Origin of the sequence: uncultured Methylobacterium sp., assembly GCF_964244095.1 — a bacterium.
Taxonomy (GTDB): Bacteria; Pseudomonadota; Alphaproteobacteria; order Rhizobiales; family Beijerinckiaceae; genus Methylobacterium.
Window position 1 is genome coordinate 1 of the sequence record NZ_CAXTHR010000209.1, and the last position, 5,157, is coordinate 5,157.

4 protein-coding genes and 1 pseudogene are annotated in these 5,157 nt (G+C 67.2%); 2 read left to right on the top strand and 3 right to left on the bottom strand.

Annotated features, from left to right (window positions below; translation table 11 throughout):
* Positions 1-70: 70 nt before the first annotated feature.
* Positions 71-1,257: pseudogene (locus tag ACFE86_RS21025) on the bottom strand (IS701 family transposase).
* A gap of 328 nt (positions 1,258-1,585) precedes the next feature.
* On the opposite strand from ACFE86_RS21025, the gene ACFE86_RS21030 reads away from it, so the two are divergent.
* Together ACFE86_RS21030 and ACFE86_RS21035 are read left to right on the top strand one after the other, a co-directional pair.
* A complete protein-coding gene (locus tag ACFE86_RS21030; protein WP_375457266.1) occupies positions 1,586-1,849 on the top strand; it encodes a hypothetical protein in 264 nt (87 codons plus the stop codon).
* Positions 1,850-1,886: 37 nt separating this feature from the next.
* On the top strand, positions 1,887-2,399 hold the full coding sequence (locus ACFE86_RS21035; RefSeq protein ID WP_375457267.1) for a thermonuclease family protein: 513 nt from the start codon (positions 1,887-1,889) through the stop codon (positions 2,397-2,399).
* Between the two features lie 52 nt (positions 2,400-2,451).
* Here the strand turns inward: ACFE86_RS21035 and ACFE86_RS21040 are convergent, their stop codons facing one another.
* Entirely contained in the window at positions 2,452-3,225 is a 774-nt protein-coding gene (locus ACFE86_RS21040; RefSeq protein ID WP_375457268.1) for a class I SAM-dependent methyltransferase, read from the bottom strand.
* Between the two features lie 294 nt (positions 3,226-3,519).
* A partial coding sequence (locus tag ACFE86_RS21045) for a potassium transporter Kup (protein WP_375457269.1) occupies positions 3,520-5,157 on the bottom strand: 1,638 nt, incomplete at its 5' end.

Sequence of the window (5,157 nt, forward strand, 5' to 3'; positions counted from 1 at the left end):
TGCGAGCCGCTCCGCAAAAAACATAATCTGCTAAACTTCTGAACCAGGACACTAGTACTACAGCCGGGTTTTAGAGGGCGTGCGTTTTTTGGCGGGCTTTTGAACGCGCTGGGTTCGTCGTCGCCAATGGGATCGCTTGGCACGCTGCTGATGACGGCGTCGCCCTGCGGACCAGCGCAGGATCGCGGTTGGTTTGGACTGAGGCAGGCCGACGAGGACGGCGAGCAGGTGCCGGATCTCGGGCACGGTGAGCGGCAGCAGGTCGGCTGCGAGATCCGTGGTGACCACGGCCCCCGATGGCCGCCCTGCGCAGGGCGGCGAGGTAGGCATGGGCGAGCATCGCCAGGGTAATATGCCGGTGCCAACCGACGTAGGAGCCACCTCGTACGGGTCGAGCCCGACCTCGCCTCCGGATCAGGTCCGGGGCAGGCTCTTGGCCTGCTCGAAGTTGCTCTCGATCGTCCAGCGCGTGCCGGCGATCCGTACCAGATCGCACAGCGGCGCGCCCTCGGGCGCGTGGGTGAGATAGAAGGCCCGTGGTCACCGCCAGCACGTAGCCGATCCGCTTCGTCTGCGCCCAGCGTCGGATGGCATGATCCGCCCCGTAGACGCTGTCGCCCGCGACCCAGGCAAACGGCAGCCCGGCGGCGTGCGCCCGCTCCAGCATGGCCAGGCCCAAAGCCGGCTTGGTCGCGAACCCGATCTCGTCGGGCGCATGCGCAGCCCGGCAGCGGGCACGGTCGTCCGTCCAGGATTTGGGTAGGTAGAGCGCCCGGTCGATCAGCCCGTGGCCGTGGCAGCCGGCATAGCCCAGGAACACGCCGACCTGCGCGTTCTCGATCCGCCCCGCCGTGCCCGTGTACTGCCGCTGCACCCCGGCCGACTTCGTGCCTTTCTTCAGGAAGCCCGTCTCGTCGAGCACCAGAACCGCGTTCGGGTCGCCCAGGTGATCGCCCACATAGGCCCGCAGGTCGTCGCGCACGGCGTCCGCGTCCCAGCGCACCCGGCTCAAGAACTCCTGGACCCCGTCCGGTATCGGATCGCCGGTGTCGGATCGCCAGCGGCCTCGGCCAGTTGCCAGCCGTTCTTACGCCCCACCGGCGCAAGCAGACTGCGAAGATACGCCCCCGCGCGCCGACGCGGCTCGGCCCGGCCGAACCGACCGCCGATCCGCGCCAGAACCTCATCCAACCCACGCACCCAATCCGCCGTATCCGACCGCGTCACCGTCCTCATGGCACACCTCCGCCATGACAACGCGCAAACCCGGCTGTAGTATTAGGGCAGACCCCGCCCGTCGCGCAACGCAGGTCCAGCGTCGCGCCCGTCCGCGCGGTCGAGATCCGGGGTACGTCACGCACGAGGTCCCGCCGGGGGAGCCGGCGCCGCGGGGTCCGGCCGCCGCTCCGGTGTGGGCGCACCGGGCGAGGGCTCAATACTGTCGATCGTCGAGGATTTTGCGTCGCCGGGCGTTCGTGTGCGTGCCGGCACAGCGACGCGGAGGCCGATCGATCATACCAAGTCTACACGAGGACGCCGGATCGACCCGATCCCGAAGCTCTCGCAAGTGAAAAGGCACATGGTCATGAAGTCATTCTCCGTCGTCGCGATCCTGTCGCTGCTGGCCGGCACCGCGCCCGTCCTCGCCGAAGCCACGGGCGCCCAGCGCGCCGCCTGCACCCCGGACGTCTGGCGGCTCTGCGCCTCCCAGATCCCCGACGTCGGCGCGATCAAGACCTGCCTGCGCCGGGAGCGGGCCCAGCTCAGCGCAAGCTGCCGCACGGTGATGGATGCCGCCGACAAGCCGGTCCAGACCGCCGCGCGCAGCACCGCGCCCGGGCGCGAGTAGGTCTCCACGATCCCATCCGACCGTCAGGGGGCCCCCGATGAAACGCTCGGTCCACGCCGCGACGCTCTCGCTCGCCCTCCTGTGCGGACCCGCCCTCGGGGCCGAGGCGCCGACGGGCCAGGCCGTCGTCCTCGACGGCGACACGCTGCGCCTCAAGGGCTCGGTCGTCGGCCTGTTCGGCATCGCCGCCCCGGCGCCCGAACAGACCTGCGAGGGCGCGGCGGGCAGGCCGGTCGCCTGCGGGGCCGACGCGGCCCGGGCGCTCGCCGCGCGCATCGGCGGGGCCGGCGTCGTCTGCGAGCCGCGGGGCCTCGACCGCCACCGCCGCCCGGTCGCGCTCTGCCGCGTGGACGGGGAAGACCTGAGCGCCTGGATGGTCGCGCACGGCTACGCGGTCGCCGACCGGCTGAGCGCGTCCGACTACGTCCCGCAGGAGACGAGGGCTTGGGCGACCCGGCGCGGCCTGTGGGCGGGCGTGTTCGAGGAGCCCTCGAACCGCAGGCGGATCGATGCGACCGCGCCGGCGCAGATGGCGGTCCTCGCGAAATGAGGTGGCCCTATACCTCGAACGCGGTGAGCAGGTCCGGCGATCTGCGAAAGCTTCACGCGACGGGAGGCTGAATCATTCGCCATTTCGCGACGAAGAAGTTGAATGGGAGACGTCCAGGCAGGCGGTGCCACGCCCGATCGATCGCCATCACGGGACGCGCGTACCAAGGCTTGAACGATTGTGGAATGCGGAGCGCCCAGTTGTGCATCATGAGCAACGCTCCCGGGCTGCCTTTGTAGGAAATGGACTCGCAAACGAAGTGATCGGCGTATCTTTTCAGAAGATCATTGTGCGAGAGCGCCCATTCGGTCGCGTGATCGAAATTCTTTCGATCGAGCCGGTACCAGAGCGAGCGTAGGGGCTGAAGGAAATAATCCGCGTTCGGTTCCGCCATGATGAGGATACCGTTGGGCTTCAGCATACGCCTGATATTCTCGAAAGCGGTATCCAAGTCGGCGACGAAATGATGGATTCCGCCCATCACGATGACGGCATCGACCTTTTGCTCGACATCAAACGGTTTTGTGAAATCAGCCACGAAGCATTCGCTTCCGGTTTTTGCCCTGTAATCGTTTGCCGCCTTCTCCGATATGTCAGTGCCGGATATCTGAATGTGCGGCCGACGATTCTTCAGCCACCGACTGGCGAAGCCATCGCCCGCTGCAAGTTCGAAAACGCGTTCCACGTCCGCATCCAAAAGCTGATCCAGTGGATTGAGCGAGGTTTCCTCTCTGTAGGCGATGGCAAACGCGTCGGTCGTCGATTCATAATATTTGTCGTGTATGGTACTGAAGAGTTCCATTTGACCGGCCACGACGACCTCCAAGAAATTGCATTCGAGATGTGATCGCGCTTCGACTCGAAATCGGTCGGGGGCGCGCAGCTAAGCAGTCGAGCTGCCACAAACGATCAGGCAAAATGGTATCCGAAAGCTTAACCGCGCCCAGCCGGAGCAGGCACGGCTCTTCCGGCCTCAGGACGCGGCGAGCCATCCGTACGATCGAACGCTCCGAGCGGGGGCATCCGATCAAGACCTTCTGGATGGCGGATTTCGACGTCGCCCGGTCGCCGCGCGGGCTTGCCGAGGCGCTCTTCCGAATGAAGCAGTCGGAAGAGCGCCTCAGACCGTGACCTGCGTGCCGACCTCGACCACCCGCCCCGTGGGGATCTGGAAGAAGTCCGTGGCGTCGTTGGCGTTCTTGGCCAGCGTGATGAAGATCCGGTCCTGCCACAGCGGCATGCCCGAATGCGCTGCCGGGCGGATCGAGCGCCGCGACAGGAAGAACGACGTCGCCATGATGTCGAACTTGAAGCCCTCGCGCCGCAGCAGCACGAGGGTCTTGGGGATGTTCGGCGTCTCCATGTAGCCGAACTTCATCACCACCTTGAAGAAGCCGGGCCCGATCGGCGCGAGGCGCACGCGGTCCGCGTCGTTGGCCCGCGGGGTGTCGACGGTCTCGACCGTGAGGATGACGTTCTTCTCGTGCAGCACCTTGTTGTGCTTGAGGTTGTGCAGCAGCGCCGCCGGCGCGGTCTCGGGGTCGCTCGTCAGGAACACCGCCGTGCCGCGGACGTGATGCGGCGGGCTCTTCTCCAGCATGCCGACGAGTTCGAGGATCGGCACGTCGGTCTTGCGCGTCTTGTTGAACAGGATCGTGACGCCGCGCACCCAGGTCCACATCAGCACGATCAGGCCCGCGGCGAGAAGCAGCGGCACGTAGCCGCCCTCCAGCACCTTGAGCAGGTTGGACATCAGGAACAGGAACTCCAGCACGATGAACGGCAGCATCAGGGCGGCGGCCGCGACCGGCGACCAGTGCCACAGCCGCCAGACCACGAGGAAGGTCATGCTCGCGGTGAGCAGCATCGTGCCGGTGACCGCGATGCCGTAGGCCGAGGCCAGGGCCGAGGAGGAGCGGAACACCACCGCCAGCACCACGACGCCGATCATCAGGAGGATGTTGATCTGCGGCAGGAAGATCTGGCCCGAATGCGATTCGGAGGTGTGGCGGATCTCCAGCCGCGGCAGCAGCCCGAGCTGGATCGCCTGCCGCGACAGCGAGAACGCGCCGGTGATCACCGCCTGGCTCGCGGTGACGGTGGCGAGCGTCGCCAGGATCACCATCGGCAGCAGGCCCCATTCGGGCACGAGCTGGAAGAACGGGTCGGTGGTGTCGGGGCGCTCCAGCACCAGCGCCGCCTGCCCGAGATAGTTGAAGCCGAGCGCCGGGAAGACGAGGCCGAGCCACGCGAGCTGGATCGGCCGGCGGCCGAAATGGCCGAGGTCGGCAAACAGCGCCTCCGCGCCGGTCACTGCGAGGAACACCGCGCCCAGCGCCACCAGCGCGCCGCTGCCGTGGCCGAGGAGGTAATGCACCGCGTACCACGGGTTCAGCGCCCTGAAGACGGTGAGGTTGCCGAGGACGTGCGGCAGGGCGGCGAGCGCGATCGCCAGGAACCACGCCACCATCACCGGCCCGAAGAAGGCGGCGACCTTGCCGGTGCCGCGGCTCTGCACCAGGAACAGCGCGAGGATGATCGCCACCGTGATCGGCAGCACCGAGCCCTCGAAGGCCGGCGTTACGAGCTTCAAGCCCTCCACCGCCGAGAGCACCGAGATCGCCGGCGTGATCACCGCGTCGCCGTAGAACAGGGCGGCGCCGAGCAGGCCGAGCACCAGCACGACCCGCGAGCCGCCGAGCGCCTTTCGCGCCAGCGCCATCAGCGAGAGGATGCCGCCCTCGCCGTTGTTGTCCAT

Coding starts and splice junctions, on each gene's coding strand:
- ACFE86_RS21030 (WP_375457266.1), top strand. CDS start 1,586: ATGAAGTCATTCTCCGTCGTCGCGATCCTGTCGCTGCTGGCCGGCACC.
- ACFE86_RS21035 (WP_375457267.1), top strand. CDS start 1,887: ATGAAACGCTCGGTCCACGCCGCGACGCTCTCGCTCGCCCTCCTGTGC.